The organism is Koromonas humicola (genome assembly GCF_059726255.1).
The window spans coordinates 2,740,274-2,756,215 of sequence record NZ_AP040873.1 but is presented as its reverse complement, the minus strand read 5'-3'; the positions used below and the strand labels follow the sequence as shown (position 1 = coordinate 2,756,215).

Annotated in this window: 11 protein-coding genes; 3 read left to right on the top strand and 8 right to left on the bottom strand. The window is 55.4% G+C overall.

Going from position 1 to position 15,942, the window contains the following annotated elements; genetic code table 11:
* Positions 1–683 precede the first annotated feature (683 nt).
* A complete protein-coding gene (locus AC6IZD_RS12000) occupies positions 684–1,304 on the bottom strand; it encodes a UbiX family flavin prenyltransferase (RefSeq protein ID WP_497783550.1) in 621 nt (206 codons plus the stop codon).
* A 113-nt stretch (positions 1,305–1,417) separates the two neighbouring features.
* On the opposite strand from AC6IZD_RS12000, the gene larB reads away from it, so the two are divergent.
* Both larB and AC6IZD_RS11990 read left to right on the top strand, forming a co-directional pair.
* On the top strand, positions 1,418–2,128 hold the full coding sequence (gene larB, locus AC6IZD_RS11995) for a nickel pincer cofactor biosynthesis protein LarB (protein ID WP_497783549.1): 711 nt from the start codon (positions 1,418–1,420) through the stop codon (positions 2,126–2,128).
* Positions 2,129–2,201: 73 nt separating this feature from the next.
* The gene (locus AC6IZD_RS11990; RefSeq protein WP_497783548.1) at positions 2,202–2,690 is read left to right on the top strand and encodes a MarR family winged helix-turn-helix transcriptional regulator; all 489 of its coding nucleotides are present in this window, start codon (positions 2,202–2,204) and stop codon (positions 2,688–2,690) included.
* Positions 2,691–2,800: 110 nt separating this feature from the next.
* Here AC6IZD_RS11990 and AC6IZD_RS11985 read toward each other — a convergent pair whose 3' ends face one another.
* The 3 genes from AC6IZD_RS11985 to AC6IZD_RS11975 form a co-directional block, all read right to left on the bottom strand.
* On the bottom strand, positions 2,801–3,145 hold the full coding sequence (locus tag AC6IZD_RS11985; protein ID WP_497783547.1) for a pyridoxamine 5'-phosphate oxidase family protein: 345 nt from the start codon (positions 3,143–3,145) through the stop codon (positions 2,801–2,803).
* Positions 3,146–3,375: 230 nt separating this feature from the next.
* Entirely contained in the window at positions 3,376–4,578 is a 1,203-nt protein-coding gene (locus AC6IZD_RS11980) for a 6-phosphofructokinase (protein ID WP_497783546.1), read from the bottom strand.
* Between the two features lie 183 nt (positions 4,579–4,761).
* Positions 4,762–7,290: a glycogen/starch/alpha-glucan phosphorylase gene (locus tag AC6IZD_RS11975; RefSeq protein ID WP_497783545.1), complete on the bottom strand. Its 2,529-nt coding sequence runs from the start codon at positions 7,288–7,290 to the stop codon at positions 4,762–4,764.
* 467 nt (positions 7,291–7,757) lie between these two features.
* Here AC6IZD_RS11975 and AC6IZD_RS11970 point away from each other — a divergent pair, with 467 nt between their 5' ends.
* Positions 7,758–11,303, top strand: coding sequence for a TonB-dependent receptor (locus tag AC6IZD_RS11970; protein ID WP_497783544.1), 3,546 nt, complete (start codon positions 7,758–7,760; stop codon positions 11,301–11,303).
* Positions 11,304–11,422: 119 nt separating this feature from the next.
* Here AC6IZD_RS11970 and aspS read toward each other — a convergent pair whose 3' ends face one another.
* The 4 genes from aspS to AC6IZD_RS11950 form a co-directional block, all read right to left on the bottom strand.
* Positions 11,423–13,285: an aspartate--tRNA ligase gene (gene aspS, locus AC6IZD_RS11965; RefSeq protein WP_497787581.1), complete on the bottom strand. Its 1,863-nt coding sequence runs from the start codon at positions 13,283–13,285 to the stop codon at positions 11,423–11,425.
* A 102-nt stretch (positions 13,286–13,387) separates the two neighbouring features.
* Positions 13,388–14,665: a histidine--tRNA ligase gene (gene hisS, locus AC6IZD_RS11960; RefSeq protein WP_497783543.1), complete on the bottom strand. Its 1,278-nt coding sequence runs from the start codon at positions 14,663–14,665 to the stop codon at positions 13,388–13,390.
* Complete coding sequence (locus tag AC6IZD_RS11955; RefSeq protein WP_497783542.1) at positions 14,662–15,321, bottom strand: DJ-1/PfpI family protein; 660 nt, start codon at positions 15,319–15,321, stop codon at positions 14,662–14,664. The genes hisS and AC6IZD_RS11955 overlap by 4 nt, the downstream gene beginning before the upstream one ends.
* Positions 15,318–15,836 carry a gamma carbonic anhydrase family protein gene (locus AC6IZD_RS11950; protein ID WP_497783541.1) on the bottom strand — a complete coding sequence of 173 codons (519 nt, stop codon included), beginning with the start codon at positions 15,834–15,836 and terminating at the stop codon, positions 15,318–15,320. The genes AC6IZD_RS11955 and AC6IZD_RS11950 overlap by 4 nt, the downstream gene beginning before the upstream one ends.
* Between the last annotated feature and the right edge of the window lie 106 nt (positions 15,837–15,942).

The following is a 15,942-nucleotide window of genomic DNA, read 5'->3' as shown; positions in this document are numbered from 1 at the left end:
GAGATTTGATTGTGCGAGTGAGACTGAATTGAAGAGAAAAAGGGAAAGTATTAGTACACTGCTGCGAAAACCTGAGTTCAACTTGCGCACCTCAGCGGCCGTCGTGCAGGGCGACGACGCATATGGAAAACGGGGCTTCTGCCCAACTTCCACATTGTGATTTTTAGATAAACGAATGATTCGCTTCAGTCAGGGCAAAGTCAATCGAAGTTCGATGAATGAGGCGGGTACAAAGGTAATGAAAGAGATCTGCGCAATAGAAACGCCCCGCACTGTAGCCTGCGGGGCGTCGGTTAGCTGTGTTGGATTGGCTTGAGGCGGGCTCACTCCCTCCGCATTCACACAACCCAATGTGCGCGAAAACGGATGAAACGCGACCCTGCGACAAACTTCAAATACGTCGGGAAGTTCGGCGAGTGGTTAGAGCGATACCGCCCTAAGCCTCAGCCACCTCACTGATCACGATTTGTCTGCTACAGTCGCTTGAACTTTTATCCATCGGACCACCTCCTCTCCAGTGTGTTTTCATACTAGAGGACCACGTGTGGGTTGTCAAATTGTTAATACCTCTATGGTGAATATGCCGTGGTCCGCAGAGTTGCTGATTAGTAAATGGTTTGCAAGTTGAGCGAAACCATTGCTTTAGGAGTAAACGTCTGACTGGATCCTGATTGCTCGTTCAGTTAATCGTCGCTGTCCGGCTTCCAAACGTAAGCTCCCTTTTGCGGGAGCCCGATGTGCTTGAGCACCCGATTTACAAAATTTCGCGCGATCTCGTCGAGCGACTCTGGCCGGTTGTAGAACGTGGGTATCAGAGGATAGATCGTCGCGCCAGCCTCTGCGGCAAGAGACATGTTTCGTAGATGAATCCGGTTCAGCGGGGTTTCGCGGACGCAGAGCACCAGAGGGATTCTCTCCTTCAGACAAACATCGGCTGCGCGGTCGATCAGCTTGGATGCAATCCCTTGGGCGATCTTGGCCAGAGTTCCCATTGAGCAGGGAAGCACGATCATGGCATCGGTCGGATAAGAGCCGCTGGCGATGTTGGATCCGATGTCTTGATTGTTCAGCAGCCGCGTTTTCTGCGGCTCACGGCCTAGCAGTTGCGGCAGTACCGTGCTGCGATTGATGCCGAGTTCTTCTGCCATGACCCGCAGTCCGCTATCGCTGGTCACGAAGTTTACGCACCCGACACGCTCGTCCTCTTCCAGGGCACGCAGCATTTCGCGAGCAAAAACGGATCCGCTGGCACCGGTAACGGCGAGTGTTATTGTGCGCTTCGGTTTGTCTGTTCCATCCACCATTCCCAAATAGCCTAGTGCTTCACTTTGTGAACAGCAAGCTCAACCATCAACTTACAACGCGATGATAGGCTAATAGTGTGGACGCAAATAGATTAAAAATCCTGCTGGAGAGCGTGAGCGCCGGGGCAGTGACTCCGGATCAGGCCTTCGAGCAAATCAAAACACTGCCTTTCGAGGATCTCGGTTTTGCCAAGGTCGATCACCATCGCGCTGTGCGTGTTGGTGTACCAGAGGTGATCTTTGGACCGGGCAAGGCTCCTGAACATTTTGTCGAAATCTTCACCCGGCTCGCTGAGCGCGGGAATAACGTGCTCGCCACGAGAGCGACGCCAGAGCAGATTGCAATCACGACAGAACGATTCCCGCAGGCTGAGCACAATCCGATTGCCCGTACGCTGGTGCTTCGGCAGAAGTGCGAGGTGCTAGGTAAGGGAACTATCGGCATCATCTCTGCGGGAACCAGCGACATTCCTGTGGCAGAGGAAGCTGCCGTCACTGCCGATGTAATGGGCAACAAAATCATGCGCCTGTTCGACGTCGGAGTTGCGGGCCTGCATCGTTTGCTTTCGCATAGCGAAGAGCTGCGCCAAGCCCGAGTGCTGGTGGTGTGCGCCGGAATGGAAGGCGCGCTGCCCAGCGTCGTTGGAGGTTTGGTGGGTGTGCCGGTAATCGCGGTTCCGACCAGCGTCGGCTATGGAGCGGCTTTCAACGGAATCGCTGCCCTGCTTGGCATGATCAACTCCTGCGCATCGAATGTTTCTATCGTGAATATAGACAATGGGTTCGGCGCGGCGTACGTGGCGTCGTTGATCAACCGGTTGTAGAACGTCGAAGAAAGTTGTTGCAACAAAGTATTGCATCCTGTGACGCCCCGCGGTTATCAGAGAAGTAGGGACTATGAATAGGAAAGCTCCGAGCGCGGTAGGAGAAGAGATACATCAGACCAAGCCCTTCGCCACCATTGAAGAAGAGCTGTTGGTGTCGCTTTTGCGCACCACGGATCTGTTGAGCGCGCGATTTGAGCAGGTAATCCGTCCCTTTAACATTTCGATGACGCAGTACAACGTGCTGAGAATTCTGCGCGGTGCGGGATCGGATGGGCGCACTTGTGGGGAGATCGGCGAGCGCATGATCGCTCGCGAACCAGATGTGACGCGTTTGCTGGAGCGCATGGAAAAGACCGGGCTCATCAAGCGCTCCCGCGACACGGCTGACCGTCGAGTGGTAGTCACGCGCATCACGAGCGCGGGACTGAAACTGCTGGATGAGATCGATCCAAAGCTGCGCGAGATCGACGGCCTGCTCGAGCCAATGGGCGAGCGCAAAATCGAGACCATGCTGAGATCGCTGGATGAGCTCCGGCAACTGGTCAGGCAAGAAGAATAGTATTTTCTGTTTCAGTACTCCTGCAAAGTCAAAAGCCCCACTCAAGCCAACAACGGGCTTGAATGGGCCACCCGCCCAATACAGGTTGGGAATGGATGCTCTTTGCTGACTCAAATAGTTTGAGTAGCAGATTCAATGACAACCACCATGGTGGCGCGCATCCACTTGAAGATTGCTTTTAGAGCCTCAAAATCCGGACCAGAAGTCACAAATGCGGCCTTGCCCTTGATAAGGAAACCTGTACCCGGTCCATGGAGGCCTTTGATCTTGCTGCTCCCCAAAGTTATTAAAACCTCTGGATTGAAAGCTACATTTGCCTCGGTACGATGCATGTAGCCGGCAGGAATCAACAGACGCCCATCTTCGGTCGCTCGTAGATAGGAATTCCAGGTATTGACCATGTGCGGCCCATCTTTCCCTAAGCTTGCAATTGCAACCACTCCATCCTGCTTCATAATTTCCAGTACTTTTTACGGAATCATTTTGACCTCATGGTTTGCGCTGCTGACGAAGGTTTGTTGAAGGTACGATGCAACTGTCATACCCTGTCAAGACTAGGGATCGAGCCTCAGCAGATTATATTGCATAGCTGAACGGAAGATACCCCGGCAGAATTGATTGCACTCAGCACAAAAAGAACTGCCCCGCAGGTCGCGGGGCAGGATAAACATCCACAATCTGAGAACTATTCGCTGGTCATGATGAACAGTGGTTTCATGTGGAAGCTGCTGTAGTGCGGGCGCAGGCGTTCAATGTTGTATTGCTGTTTCACATCGACCACCTTCTTGCTGCCAGTGACGCAGTCGATCGGCATGTCATCATAGCGGCCATTCTTCAGCACAACGAGTCTTCCGTGAACGCGACGCAGTAGCAGGTCGAGAGCGAGGTTGCCGTAGGCCATCGGGACAATCGAGTCGATGGCATCCGGATCGCCGCCGCGGACGAGGTATCCGAGCTTCTGGTTGATGACGTCCACGCACTTGCCATCGTTGTATTTCGGCGAGAGCTCCTTCAGCTTCTCGGAGACGAGGTCGCCGATGCCGCCGAGCTTCTTGTGTCCGTAGGCGTCGGTGGTTTCTCCGGAGAAGACCATCTCGCCGCCTGCGAACATGGCGCCTTCGCTTACCAGCACGACGGAGTAGCGGCTGGGATTCTTGCGGCGGTCATAGCTCAACAACTCGGTCAGTTGCTCGATGTCAAACTTGTGTTCGGGGATGACGCAGCGATTTGCTGCTCCGGCCATCGTCGGCAACATGGCAGTGTAGCCGGCGTAGCGTCCGAAAACCTCGAGCACGAGGAAGCGCTCGTGGGACCCGGCCGAGGTACGCAGCGAGTTCGTCATCTGGATGGTGCGGGTGACGCAGGTGCTGAATCCAATGCAGTAGTCGGTTCCCGGCACGTCGTTGTCCATCGTCTTCGGGATTGCGAGTACCTTGAACCCTTCCTCGTATAGGCGCACGCCGTAGCTCAGAGTATCGTCGCCACCGATGGGGATCAGGTAGTCGACGCCGAGCCATGCCAGATTCTCCAGTACTTCCGGGGTAAGATCGTTCCTGTCCTGGTTGTACTTGTCCTGCAGATGCACGGGAACGCTGTCTTTTTTGACCTTGCCGGGGTTGGTACGCGATGTGTGCAGGAATGTGCCGCCAGTGCGTCCGGCGCGATTTACGATCTCTTCGGTAAGAATTTGATAATTGCCGGTATTGTCGTAGTCCTTCTCACGAACGATATCAATAAGTCCGCCCCAGCCGCGGCGAATACCGACCACTTGGTATCCCTCGCGCAGAGCGCGGATGGTAACGGCGCGAATTGCTGGGTTCAGGCCCGGAACATCACCGCCACCGGTTAGGATTCCTATGACTCCCTTGTGCGACTTCACATTGGACATTGATCATTCCCCTTAAAAATGAACAACGATTTGCGACTTGTATACAAGCAATGTTGCTTTCGCGCGTACCGAGCTCGTTGTCACGATATCGCGTGAAAGTTTCATCCGGAGATGTTACTGGAAGGGAATAGAAAAGGCCCAACTAAAAATGAAATTTAGTTGGGCCTTTTCAGTCTTGCGGGATTATTCGGCGCTGATCTCGACAGAAGGTGCGGGAGTGATAGCCACGGAACTGGACGGAATGATGGCCGTCTTCTCTGGATAGTGCTTCAGATCCCATATATCCGAGGCATATTCCTCAATCGTACGGTCGCTTGAGAACTTGTGCGAGCGTGCCGTATTCAGGATGGACATGCGACGCCATTTTGCAGTGTTCTGGAAGTCTGCGTCGATCTTCTGGTTGATGTCGATGTACTGCGGCAGGTCCGCTACGTGGAAGAAGCGGTCTCCGCGATTGATCAACTCATCAAAGATCCACCGGAACAGACCCGGCTCATTGGGAGAGAAGCGGTCGTTGAGGAAACAATCCAGCACTCGCTTGATGCGCGGGTCGCGATCATAGTACTCGCGGGCATGGTACAGGCCGTTGCGCTCCATGTGCTCGATCTGCTCTGCACGAAGGCCGAAGATGTATATGTTCTCCTCGCCGGCCTCTTCCGCGATTTCGATATTGGCACCGTCCCAGGTGGCGACGGTCACGGCACCGTTCATCATCATCTTCATGTTGCCGGTGCCGCTAGCTTCCATTCCTGCGGTAGAAATCTGCTCGCTAAGATCCGCGGCAGGAATAATCGATTCTGCAAGGGACACGCGATAGTCGGGCAGGAACGCGACTCGTAGAAGCTGATTAGCCTTGGGATCTTTGTTTATGACGGCTGCGACATTGTGAATCAGCTTAATGATTTGCTTTGCAGCCCAGTACCCAGGAGCAGCTTTTCCGGCGAAGATGACCGTGCGCGGCGTTTTCGGAGCATCCCCATCTTCCACGATGCGGAGATAGTCGTGCATTACGCGCAGAACATTGAGGAGCTGCCGCTTGTACTCGTGAATGCGCTTGATCTGCACGTCAAACATCGAGTGCGGATCGGTGGTGACTCCGGTTTCGTCGCGAATGATGCGAGCTAGCTTGAGCTTGTTCTGTATGTTGACCTCGCCAAAACGCGCCTGGAATCCAGCATCGTCAGCGAAGGGCTCGATCTTGCTCAATTCAGAGAGGTCGGTGATCCACTTTTCGCCGATGCTTTCGCAGAGCAAGCGCGACAGGTGAGGATTGGCCTTTAGCAGCCAACGCCGAGGGGCAACTCCGTTGGTCTTGTTGCTGAACTTCTCGGGCCAGAGCTGTGCAAATTCCGGTACTAGCGAAGTGCGGATCAGATCGCTGTGCAGGGCCGAAACGCCATTGACAGCGTGCGAAGCGACGATCGCAAGGTGAGCCATGCGCACGTTCTTGTCGTGGCCTTCCTCGATGATCGACATTCTGCGGAGCTTTTCGCCATCGACCCACGAATAAGAGGTCAGACTGCGCAGGAAGTTGTGATTAATCCCGTAGATGATCTGCATGTGGCGCGGCAAAACGCGCTCCATCAGCGAGACGCTCCACCTTTCCAGCGCTTCAGGCAGCAAGGTGTGATTGGTGTACGCGACCGACTTCTTGGTGATCTCCCACGCGTCTTCCCAATCCAAATTGTTCTCGTCTACGAGGACGCGCATCAACTCGGCGACGGCCAGGGCTGGGTGCGTATCGTTCATCTGAATCGCGACTTTTTCAGCGAATACCCTGAAATCGTTATGCCGCGAGAGGTAGTTGCGCACGATGTCACGCACAGCGCAGGCTACAAGGAAGTATTCCTGAACAAGGCGGAGTTCCTTGCCAGCCATGACCGAATCGCTGGGATACAGCACTCGCGAGATGTTTTCGCTGCCGATCTTCTGCTCGACCGCGCGAATGTAATCGCCGCGATTGAAAATTTCGATATCAAAATCGTCAGACGAGCGCGCCTGGAAGAGGCGCAGGAAGTTCACCGTCTGGCCATTGTAGCCAACCACCGGCATGTCATTGGGCACACCAACTACCACCTGGTAGTCGATCCAACTCTGGCGATAGTTGCCGAGATCACGCGCGTTCTCAACGCGTCCGTACAAAGGGATGACAATGGCTTCCTCTGGACGCTGAATCTGGAACGGGGTTCCGTTCGCCTTCCATCGGTCTGGTTTCTCGCGCTGGAATCCATTGGAGATTTCCTGGCGGAACATGCCGTATTCGTAATCGATGCCGTACCCGTAGCCGGGCATGTTGAGCGTTGCCAACGACTCAAGGAAGCAGGCAGCAAGGCGACCCAGGCCGCCGTTGCCAAGACCGGCATCGGCCTCACTCTCGAGTACCTGATCGAAGCGAACACCGAACTCGCTCAATACGCTTTCGAGAATTCCCGTGAGGCGCAGATTGCAGACAGTGTCACCTAGCAGGCGGCCCATCAGGAATTCCATCGACAAGTAGTAGAGGTGCTTGGCGTCAGACTGCGCGTACCGATTACTGGTGGAGCGCATTTCATCCACAAACAGATCGCGGACGGCCAGTGATACGGGGACGAGTAGCTCGGCAGGGGTCAGATGATCCAGCGACCTTACGAGTGTGTAGCGCACATGGCGCTCGATACCTTCGCGGAGGGTTTTTGCGATGGCGGTCGAGGAGTCAAATTTTGAAAGCGGCATATTCAATAGGAACCCAAAATCGATACAAAAACGAATTAGCCAACCCGCACACAACAAATGCAGCTTTCAGCGCGGGCAAGAACTTCAACCAAAAGCAAGAAGTGCAAGGTGAGCGCGCAAATCTGGAGTGCGCACGCCGCTCTTCTGAATAGGATTCTACGCATAGTCGGGCAGGTTTGCCATCGGTGCGCTCCTTAGGTTCAGTCTAGGCGAAAAACCAGAGTTGGATGCAGAAGGCTCAGACGGGACCGGGTTGTCAAGAGAAAACTCAATTTTTCAATAACAATTGATATTCAACATTCAGCTTCATTCGAGTACTCACAATAGGTACAATCAGAACTGCAGAACCCTGACAGAACACACTTCTATGTAAGCCGGGGCAGAGCCCGTCTAGAGGCTACCGCCCGGTGAGTTGCAAGACCTACGCGCAGCCAATGCGCATTAAACGTCGTTTCAGGAGAGCACCAATGAAGGGAATCACAGGCAATCGTTTTACACGATTGCTGTTGACGCTTTTGTTCTGCTGCCTTGTGTTGTCCACTATCACAGCTTGGGCACAGTCCACCACTGAAGGTGCAATCGGTGGAACTGTGGTCGATCCGCAGGATAAGGTTGTAGCGGGAGCGCCTGTGGTTGTGAAGAACGTCGGGAACAACCAGACACTCACGACACAGACCGACCAGACTGGCTATTTTCGTTTTAGCAAGTTGCAGCCTGCTGTCTACACTGTGATGATCAGCGCACCCGGATTCGCCCCTTACAAGGCGGAAAAGGTCACTGTCACAGTCGGTAGCTTGACTGCCGTAAATCCCCATCTGACGATCGGAGCAACTGAACAGGTTGATGTAACAGCTGAAACTCCGCTGATCAACGTCACCTCCGCCGATTTCGCTCCAACACTCAACGAAACAGCCATCGAAAATCTCCCCATCAACGGCGGACGCTGGTCCAGCTTCGTCCTCCTTACCCCTGGCGTCGTCAGCGACTCGAACGGCTTCGGACTTGTTAGCTTCCGCGGCATGAGCACGCTGCTCAACAACGTAACGGTTGACGGTGCAGACAACAACCAGGCGTACTTCTCCGAAGAACGCGGACGCACTCGCGCGGGCTACTCGACTCCGAAGGTTGCAGTGCAGGAGTTCCAGGTCAACACCTCGAACTACTCGTCAGAATACGGACGTTCGGCCGGTGGCGTTATCAACACCATCACGAAGAGCGGTTCGAATTCCATTCACGGCGAAGCGTTCTGGTACGACCGCAACAACAGCCTGGGTTCCATGAACCCGTTCACCACCCTGACCACTTTCAATGCAACGTCTCAGACCTCGACGACGGCTCCTTACAAGCCGATCGACGTCCGCAAGATGGGCGGCTTCGGTGTCGGCGGTCCACTCATCAAGGATCGTTTGTTCTGGTTCGTTGCATATGATCGCTTCCACCGCAACTTCCCGGGCACTGCGGTTCCGAACAACGCGAGCTCGTTCTTTGCCGTGCCGCCGGTTCTCTCGACCTCGGCGTTCAAAGCCGGTTACTGCAACACGACCACTTCCGGAACAGCAGTCAACAATGTGTGTCAGTTGGCTTCTTTGGTGAACCACGGTCAGGTCACGAACTCCACAGGGATGACGGCTGTAACTCAGGCCGAGTATGCAAGTGCACGTGCGTTGTGGATGCAGTATCTGTTCGGCGATAGCAACAATCTCGGACTGATTAGCGACACCGGCCGCACCCCGCGTAGCGGCGATCAGGACATCTTCTTCCCGAAGGTGGACTGGGTCATCAACCAGAAGAACCATGCTTCATTCGAAGTGAACCGCATGCGTTGGTGGTCTCCTGCAGGCATCCAGTCGCAGGCCACGAACAACTACGGTCGTACTTCGTTTGGTAACGACTATGTGAAGGACACGTGGGGTGTTGCGAAGTTGGACACCATGCTCACCAACACGATCTCCAACCAGATTCGCTTCCAGTATGGTCGCGACTTTGAATTTGAGACGAACCAGGATCCTTCGGATTACGACCGCCAAACGCTGCTGACCGGAAAGAACAATCCATTTGGCGTCGCTCCGAACATTTATCTTGGCAGCTTCCAGTGGGGCAGCACGCTCTATGGAAACCGTGTCGCATACCCGAACGAGTACAAGACTCAGATTGCAGATACAGTCTCTGTGACCCGCGGCGCACATAACCTGCGCTTCGGTATCGACTACGTAAAGAACACCGACAAGATCAACAACCTGTACCAGCAGTACGGCGAATACAGCTATAGCGGATTGCCAACCTACTTTGCTGGACTTTACGATTCCAAGAACAAGTACTACACCACGTACTATCAGGCATTCCAGGGGAATTCGGCTTTAAACGCCGTTAAGACGTACGAGTTCTCAACCAATGACTGGGCCGCGTTTGCTCAGGATGATTGGAAGGTCAGCCGCAAGCTGACGATCAACCTCGGTCTTCGCTTCGAAACGGAACTGATGCCCAGCGCATATTCCGAGTTGGCGAATACCATCACGGTCGGAACCCAGACCATCAAGGCTGGCAGTCTGCCTGACACACCGAAGAGCTGGGGACCGCGCGTCGGATTTGCATATGACGTGTTTGGAACCGGCAAGACAGTTGTTCGTGGCGGCTACGGACTTTACTACGGTCGTCTGATCAACTCGACCCTGTTCTCGGGCATGACCGCAACTGGTTCGCAAGCGGGTCAGAACACATACAGCCTCAAGGCTACCGCAACTAACTCGGCTGGTACGTCCATCACTCCGAGCTTCCCGTCGGTGTTGACGACTGCGCCAGATAATGGCGGAACGCTGACTGTGGATTACTTCGATCCTAAGTACACTGCTCCGCAGGTTCAGGAAATCGATCTGAGCTTGCAGCAGCAACTTACCCGCAACCTCGTCCTTTCGGTTAGCTACCTTGGCAGCATTGGCCGGCACCTGACCAACTTCAACGATGTGAACCTTGCGGCACCGGGCACGTCCTACTGCTCGAGCCTTGTTACCAGCGGAACTCGTAAGGGCTTGCCTTCGGGTAGCCAGAGCTCCACTCCGGTTAGCAACTGTTCCGGCACAGTAGGAGCTATGATCACGCCTCCCAAGACGGTTTCGATGGCTGTTAAGAACGGAACCACATTGGGACTGCCGCTAGCAGATGGCACATCGTTCAGCAATCTGCCGCTGTACACCTCGCGCCTGAACCCGCAGTACGGCACGATCATGGACATCTTCAGCGGAACCAACTCCAGCTACAACGCTTTGGTAATTCAGCTGGATAAGCACATGAGCAACCACGTACAGTTCTCTGTGAACTACACCTGGTCGCACGCTTTGGACTACGGCGTGAACGGAACCACCGGCGCTGCTAGCTATGGCGCGGTGATCGATCCGCTGAATCCAAAGTATGCAATGCACGGCAACTCGATGTACAACGTTCCTAGCCGCTTCACGCTGCACGCCATCCTGCAGGCTCCCTGGGAGCACAAGGGCTGGATGAAGTACGCGTTGGACGGGTGGCAAGCTGCTCCTGTTCTGCAGATGCAGTATGGCTTGGGCAACACACTCCAGGTCGCATCGTCTTACCCGAACGTCTATGTGGGAACGCAACCTTACAATGCGATCGGCAACGGCATGCTCGGTGCAGGTAGCTCACTTCAGATCCCAGGAACTGAACGCAACGGATACCGCCAGCCTCCGACCTATGTGGCTGACCTCCGCCTCTCGAAGCAGTTCCCAGTTTACGAACGCGTAAAGCTGGAAATTTCGGGCGATGTGTTCAACCTCTTTAACCATCGCAACGTAACGGGCGTAAGCAGCACGAGCGCTTACACCATCTCGACTTCGGCGCCGGCGTCCACAACGCCGTCGAGCACCGTTACGAACCCGACGCTGGTTCCGTACACGACAGCCGTTTCCAACGGTGTGTCGCAGTTTATGGTTCCCAGCACCGCGAACAGCAACTTCGTCTACTCGACTCGCCAGGTACAGATTGGCGCGCGCGTGACGTTCTAATCAGAAGTCTCTCCACTTGGGCGGCAGTGCTTCGGCACTGCCGCTTTTTTGTGTGCGAGAGTCGGAGCAGCAAAAAGGGCACGCTCGTCGCGTGCCCTCTTTCTTTGCTGAGTTTTGAGCTACTTCTTCACAGCGATGCTTAGCTCTCGTAACTGTTCGGGAGTCACCGGAGTCGGAGCCTCCATCATGAGGTCGGTGGCTGCCGCGGTCTTCGGGAAGGGAATCACTTCGCGAAGGCTGGGCGCACCGGCGAGGATCATTACAATTCGATCCAGTCCTAATGCGATTCCGCCGTGTGGGGGCGTGCCGTACTGCAGCGCTTCGAGGAAAAATCCGAAGCGAAGCTTTTGTTCGGCTTCGTCCATTCCGAGGGCCTCGAAAATCTTGGCCTGAACATCTTGCTGGTGAATACGGATGGAACCTGAGCCAAGCTCGATGCCGTTGAGAACTACGTCGTACGCACGCGCACGAATGGCTCCGAGCGCCGAGTTCGGGTCACGCTGCGATTTCACGCCTTCGCTCAGAAGTTCCATGTGCTCGTCGTGAATTGACGTGAAGGGATGATGCGCAAAGGTCCAGCTTCCGGTCTTCTCATCCCACTCGAATGATGGGAAATCGGTGACCCAAAGGAACTTGAATTCTTTGCCTTCAAAGGCCTTGTGGCGCGCAGCATAACGCTGTGCCAAGGAGAGGCGAAGCTGTCCGGCGTTGGTGTAAACGTCGAATTCCTCGCGATGGTGGCGACGTTCAGCTACGGCATCATCGGAACTGCCGTTCTCCGCGACGGCCTTCTTCGGAGCGGCAACAAGCACGAGCAGGTCGCCGTCCTCGGCTCCGCAGAGTTCACGCACCTTGGCGACCGAATCAGGCCAGCTCTTTTCTAGGCGCTTGAAGTCATCAAAGAACTTGATCACCGTATGTTGCTTTTCGCTGAGCAGGGCCTTGTGCTCGTCGCGCTCTTTGCGCGAGAGATCGCCGACCTTTGGAGTGCGGATAACAATTACCGGCAGGGAGGTGTCAGCGCCGAGCGTCTCTAACGCCTCAGTGGTGAATGCCGATTTCACATCGGTCATCGCGGGCAGGCGGAGATCGGGTTTATCGATGCCATAGAGCCGGATAGCTTCGTCGTAAGGCATCTGGGGGAAGGGCCGCTCGATGGTGTGGCCCGCCGCGGTGAACGCTGCATCGAGGAAGCCTTCTACCACTTGATGAATCGTGTCCTCGGTCGGGAAGCAGAGCTCGAGGTCGATCTGGGTGAACTCAGGCTGGCGATCGGCGCGGAGGTCTTCGTCGCGGAAACAGCGAGCGATCTGGAAGTAGCGATCCATGCCGCCGATCATCAGTATCTGCTTGAAGATCTGCGGAGACTGCGGCAGCGCGTAGAACTCACCGGGATGCACGCGGCTGGGTACGAGGTAATCGCGAGCGCCTTCCGGAGTCGAGCGCGTCATGATCGGAGTTTCAATCTCGTAGAAGTCTTTGCTCGCAAGATAGTTGCGGATCGCCAACGTGACGCGGTGACGCATCTCGATGTTGTGGTGCATCTCGGGGCGGCGAAGGTCAAGGTAGCGATACTTCAGGCGCACCTCTTCGCTCACATTTACATTGGCGTCGCCCGGGAAGAATGGCGGAACCTTGCTCTCGTTGAGCACTCTCAGTTCGCTGGCGATTATCTCAATGTCGCCGGTATCCATCTTCGGATTGCGTGTATTCTCAGAGCGCGGTTCGACCACGCCCGTGACCGCCAGTACGTACTCATTACGCACGGACTCCACGCGCTCATGCATTTCAGGATTGCGTTCCTTGTCGAATACGATCTGAGTAATGCCGGAGCGATCGCGAAGATCGATGAAGATAAGATTGCCATGATCGCGCCGCCGGTTCACCCAGCCCATCAGAGTGATCGTGCTTCCCGCATCGCTGGCGCGCAGGTCGCCGCAGCGGTGCGTCCGCTTTAATGTTCCCAAGTAATCAAGTTGCATCGTCGCTTTCCATAATGCGGAGAGAAACACCGCATTCTCCATCGTACGACAAATGGCGCGCCATGCTAGCTGACGCGCCACAGGTTTTCGCGAATTTGTTCGCTATTTTCCGAGATACTCCACAAGATCGGCGCGTGAAACAGTCTTCTGTTCGCCGGTCTTAAGGTCTTTTACCGCGAAAGCATCGGACTGCACTTCGTTCTCGCCCACGATGATGGCATAGGTCGCGCCCAGCTTTTCAGCGGTTTCAAAGCTCTTCTTCATACGGAAGCTCTCGTCGGTGACATCCACTGCGAGGCCGTTGAGCCGAAGTTCTTTGGCCAACTTCAATGCATGACGATTCATGCCGCTGCCTAGCGGAAACACAACTGCTTTCAGCGACGCAATTGCCTGCTGTTGCTGTGCCTGAAGCGCTAACACGAGGCGATCTTCACCAATGGCGAAGCCGATTCCTGGAGCTTTGGGGCCGCCGATCTGCTCACTGAGACCGTCGTATCGGCCGCCGCCCAGAACAGCGCTTTGCGCGCCTAGTTCACCATGAGTGAACTCGAAAGTCGTGCGCGTGTAGTAATCCAAGCCGCGCACCATGCGCTCATTTACCTGATACGGAATGCCGAGCGTGTCGAGGATGGAGCGTACCTGCGCAAAGTGTTCACGGCAGCCTTCGTCGAGGTACTCGGAGATTTTCGGCAGCTTCTCGATGATGGGCTGGTCATCGGGGACCTTGCAGTCGAGCACGCGAAGGGGATTCGTCTCTGCACGCCGCTGGCAATCACCGCACATCTGGTCTTTCACGCCGGCAAGAGCTTGGCGCAGAGCCTCGTTGTAGGCCGGACGACAGTTCACGCAACCCACAGAGTTCAGGTAGAGCGTCCAGCCTTTGAGTCCAACCGCGTCGAGCAGTGCGGTGAGCATGTCGAGAACTTCGGCATCACGAATCGGGAGTTCGCTTCCTGCGGACTGCGGCCCAATGACCTCAGCTCCAATCTGGAAGAACTGGCGATAGCGGCCTTTCTGCGGACGCTCGCGACGGAACTGCGGGCCGATGTAGTAGAGCTTTTGTAGCAGGCCGCTGCGTCCGAGTTCATGCTCGATGTATGCGCGAACGACGCCTGCGGTGTTCTCGGGGCGAAGTGTCAGCGACTGCGTCTTTTCGCTGGCAGCACGTGCGCGGTCTTCCCAGGTAAACATCTCCTTGGAGACGATGTCGGTTTCTTCGCCGACGCCACGCGCAAACAATTCCGTGGACTCAAAAATCGGCGTACGAATTTCGTGATAGTTGTAGCGGGCAAACACCTCGCGCACCTTGCGCTCCACGAAGTTCCAAAGTTCTATATCGGGAGGCAGCAGGTCGCGGGTGCCGCGTACTGCTTTGATCATTGTCTATTCCTTGACCGGAGTCGTTGCTCATCCGGGTATGGGTATTCCATTTGCTGCGCTGCTGCGCGTGCAATCGATTGTCCGTAGATCCGCCCCACCAGGTACAACGCCATGTCAATTCCGGCGCGAATGCTGCTGGCGGTGGTGATATTGCCGTCAACAACCATGGGCAATTCCGGCAGCAGGGAAGTGCGGGAGTAGTGTTCGCGGAAGAAGTCCACCGAATGAAAGTGCGTCGTGGCAGTCTTTCCAATCAGAAGTCCGGCCTCGGCTAACAGCAGAGATCCGGCTCCAACTGAAGCAAGTCGATCAACCTGCTGCGCCATGCCTTTCAGCCAGCCGAGATACTCAATCTGATGAAGCAGCGCTCGGACGCCGTGGCCACCTGGAACCAGCAACATGTGGAGTTTGGGGCAGGTTTTGAAATCTACGTCAGGCAGTAGCTGCATGCCTCCGCTGACTCGAACCATGTCCTTCGTCTCGGAAACCAGAAGCTGGCGAATCGGGGAGCTGCTTTCACGACGTGTCTCTTCATTCAGACGCGTGGTGGCAAAGACCTCGTATGGGCCGCAGAAATCCAAGACTTCAGCATCGGGATAGATGAGGATTCCGACCGTCTTTTCTTCCGTGGTCAGCGGCTCGGGCGCGGTGCTCACTGCCCCAGCTCCCGCAGATACTGGTCCTTGTAGCCAAGATAATTTGTACGGTACGTCAAGATACTGGCTTTCTCCTCATCGCTCAGCGCACGGCGGAATTTGCCCGGAGCGCCCATCCAGAGCGAACCCGGCTCGACGACTGTTCCTTCAGGAATCAGCGTGCCCGCAGCAATGATCGAATCATGTCCGATTTTCGCGCCATTGAGGATGATGACGCCCATGCCGATGAGGCATCGGTCTTCGATGACGCAGCCGTGCAACGTAACATTGTGGCCCACGGTGACATCGTCACCCAGAACCACAGGCCACTTTCCGAGCATGCCGTGCAGCACGGAGTTGTCCTGTACATTGGTGTTCTTCCCGAGGCGGATGTAGTGCACATCGCCCCGCACCACGGCATTCATCCAGATACTTGCATTTTGGCCCAGCACTACGTCGCCGATCACCTGGGCGGAGACATCGACGTAGCAGGACTTGGGGATAGTAGGCGTTACGCCCTTGTAGGGTCGAATCATTGGCAACCTCCAACTTGGGACAGGACTAACGTGGTTTACAGCCATCGTCCGATCACCCAGCGCAAAAATCGTCCCAGAATTCTGACCATACCAGAACCAAAGGTGC

What these genes read in the sequence shown, in the direction of transcription:
- AC6IZD_RS12000 (WP_497783550.1), bottom strand. Translation starts at nt 1,304, where the DNA reads ATGGTGGATGGAACAGACAAACCGAAGCGCACAATAACACTCGCCGTT.
- AC6IZD_RS11990 (WP_497783548.1), top strand. Translation starts at nt 2,202, where the DNA reads ATGAATAGGAAAGCTCCGAGCGCGGTAGGAGAAGAGATACATCAGACC.
- AC6IZD_RS11985 (WP_497783547.1), bottom strand. Translation starts at nt 3,145, where the DNA reads ATGAAGCAGGATGGAGTGGTTGCAATTGCAAGCTTAGGGAAAGATGGG.
- AC6IZD_RS11980 (WP_497783546.1), bottom strand. Translation starts at nt 4,578, where the DNA reads ATGTCCAATGTGAAGTCGCACAAGGGAGTCATAGGAATCCTAACCGGT.
- AC6IZD_RS11975 (WP_497783545.1), bottom strand. Translation starts at nt 7,290, where the DNA reads ATGCCGCTTTCAAAATTTGACTCCTCGACCGCCATCGCAAAAACCCTC.
- AC6IZD_RS11970 (WP_497783544.1), top strand. Translation starts at nt 7,758, where the DNA reads ATGAAGGGAATCACAGGCAATCGTTTTACACGATTGCTGTTGACGCTT.
- aspS (WP_497787581.1), bottom strand. Translation starts at nt 13,285, where the DNA reads ATGCAACTTGATTACTTGGGAACATTAAAGCGGACGCACCGCTGCGGC.
- hisS (WP_497783543.1), bottom strand. Translation starts at nt 14,665, where the DNA reads ATGATCAAAGCAGTACGCGGCACCCGCGACCTGCTGCCTCCCGATATA.
- AC6IZD_RS11950 (WP_497783541.1), bottom strand. Translation starts at nt 15,836, where the DNA reads ATGATTCGACCCTACAAGGGCGTAACGCCTACTATCCCCAAGTCCTGC.